This window comes from Leeuwenhoekiella blandensis MED217, assembly GCF_000152985.1.
In the GTDB taxonomy this organism is placed as follows: domain Bacteria; phylum Bacteroidota; class Bacteroidia; order Flavobacteriales; family Flavobacteriaceae; genus Leeuwenhoekiella; species Leeuwenhoekiella blandensis.
In genome coordinates this window covers 764,778-767,277 of the sequence record NZ_CH672395.1, presented here as the reverse complement: position 1 = coordinate 767,277, position 2,500 = coordinate 764,778, and the positions used below count along the sequence as shown (strand labels likewise).

Here is a 2,500-nt window from a genome sequence, read left to right as displayed (position 1 = left end):
GGCTGCTTCCAAGCCAACATCCTAGCTGTCTGGGCAGTCCAACCGCGTTTTTTCAACTTAACATACATTTGGGGACCTTAGCTGATGGTCTGGGTTCTTTCCCTCTCGGACATGGACCTTAGCACCCATGCCCTCACTGCTGATTAACATTTTATAGCATTCGGAGTTTGTCAGGAATTGGTAGGCGGTGAAGCCCCCGCATCCAATCAGTAGCTCTACCTCTATAAAACTATAAATCAACGCTGCACCTAAATGCATTTCGGGGAGTACGAGCTATTTCCGAGTTTGATTGGCCTTTCACCCCTACCCTCAGGTCATCCCAAGACTTTTCAACGTCAACGGGTTCGGTCCTCCACTATGTGTTACCACAGCTTCAACCTGCCCAAGGGTAGATCACACGGTTTCGCGTCTACTCAACCTAACTATACGCCCTATTAAGACTCGCTTTCGCTACGGATCCGATGCTGAACATCTTAACCTTGCTAGATAAAGTAACTCGTAGGCTCATTATGCAAAAGGCACGCCGTCACCCCAAAGGGGCTCCGACCGCTTGTAAGCGTATGGTTTCAGGGTCTATTTCACTCCCTTGTTCAGGGTTCTTTTCACCTTTCCCTCACGGTACTGGTTCACTATCGGTCTCTCAGGAGTATTTAGCCTTAGCGGATGGTCCCGCCAGATTCATACAGGGTTTCACGTGCCCCGCACTACTCAGGATACCACTATCTATAACGCTCTTTACCTATACCGGGCTATCACCGTCTATGGCTCCTCTTTCCAAAGGATTCTAATTCATTACGCATAAAATGTCGTGGTCCTACAACCCCGATCCTGCCGTAACAGAACCGGTTTGGGCTATTCCGAGTTCGCTCGCCGCTACTATCGGAATCACTATTGTTTTCTCTTCCTCCGGGTACTTAGATGTTTCAGTTCTCCGGGTTTGCCTCCTTGCGGATACTATACCTTCAGTATAGTGGGTTGCCCCATTCGGATATCTGCGGATCAATTTGTATGTGCCAATCCCCGCAGCTTTTCGCAGCTTATCACGTCCTTCATCGCCTCTGAGAGCCTAGGCATTCCCCATACGCCCTTATTTAGCTTATTGTACTTTTTGCTCTTATAAGGACCTTGGTATTGCTACCTTGGCCTTTTGTATTATTAATGAGTTCTATCTATAATATAACTTAGTTATTTCTAACTATATAAAATTTGTTTCTCTCGTATTCTTATTATTTCCCAATATGTCAATGAACGTTTATCCTGAGCTTGTCTCAGGATCTCTTTCTTCTAACCCTCCTACCTTGGCAGGTGAATTATCAAAGAGGTGCTGAAACAAGTTCAGCACAAGTGGAGAATATCGGAGTCGAACCGATGACCTCCTGCGTGCAAGGCAGGCGCTCTAGCCAGCTGAGCTAATCCCCCATTTATAAAGTAGGCAGTTTCAGTATTCAGTACACAGTCTAAATTACTGCTAACTGCTTCTGCTTACTGCAAACTGGGTTACCCAACTTCTAAAATTTCCTTCAATACTTGTTTATGAACTTTACCCAAAACCTTAAATCTTAAATTTAAGATTTTGAATCGCAAGCTAAGCTTGCGTAGTAGTCTCAGGCAGACTCGAACTGCCGACCTCTACATTATCAGTGTAGCGCTCTAACCAGCTGAGCTATGAGACTGTCCTATTTATCAATTGAATGATCCTGAAATGAATTCAGGATCATCAACCGAAAAATATCTTGAATTGACAACTAAAACTAAAACTTCGTCTTTCCTTATAGTCGTGTCTTTAACTGCTATGCAGCAAAGCTCTAGAAAGGAGGTGTTCCAGCCGCACCTTCCGGTACGGCTACCTTGTTACGACTTAGCCCCAGTTACCGGTCTTACCCTAGGCCGCTCCTTGCGGTGACGGACTTCAGGTACCCCCAGCTTCCATGGCTTGACGGGCGGTGTGTACAAGGCCCGGGAACGTATTCACCGCATCATGGCTGATATGCGATTACTAGCGATTCCAGCTTCACGGGGTCGAGTTGCAGACCCCGATCCGAACTGTGATAGGTTTTATAGATTCGCTCCGCCTTGCGACGTGGCTGCTCTCTGTACCTACCATTGTAGCACGTGTGTGGCCCAGGACGTAAGGGCCGTGATGATTTGACGTCATCCCCACCTTCCTCACGGTTTGCACCGGCAGTCTGGCTAGAGTTCCCGACTTGACTCGCTGGCAACTAACCACAGGGGTTGCGCTCGTTATAGGACTTAACCTGACACCTCACGGCACGAGCTGACGACAACCATGCAGCACCTTGTAATCTGTCCGAAGAAAAATCTGTTTCCAAATCTGTCAGACTACATTTAAGCCCTGGTAAGGTTCCTCGCGTATCATCGAATTAAACCACATGCTCCACCGCTTGTGCGGGCCCCCGTCAATTCCTTTGAGTTTCATTCTTGCGAACGTACTCCCCAGGTGGGTTACTTATCACTTTCGCTTGGCCACCCAGTCCTCAAT

Annotated in this window: 2 tRNA genes, 1 rRNA gene and 1 other annotated feature (1 of these 4 running past the window's edge); all 3 genes read right to left on the bottom strand. The window is 47.3% G+C overall.

The annotated features are described in order from the left end of the window. Positions 1-1,101: ribosomal RNA gene (locus tag MED217_RS03280) — 23S ribosomal RNA — on the bottom strand (it extends 1,715 nt beyond the left edge of the window). 244 nt (positions 1,102-1,345) lie between these two features. Further along, positions 1,346-1,419, bottom strand: a tRNA-Ala gene (locus MED217_RS03275). 180 nt (positions 1,420-1,599) lie between these two features. Beyond that, a tRNA-Ile gene (locus MED217_RS03270) sits at positions 1,600-1,673 on the bottom strand. A gap of 149 nt (positions 1,674-1,822) precedes the next feature. Then, positions 1,823-2,457, bottom strand: a sequence feature (16S ribosomal RNA rRNA prediction is too short). Positions 2,458-2,500 lie beyond the last annotated feature (43 nt).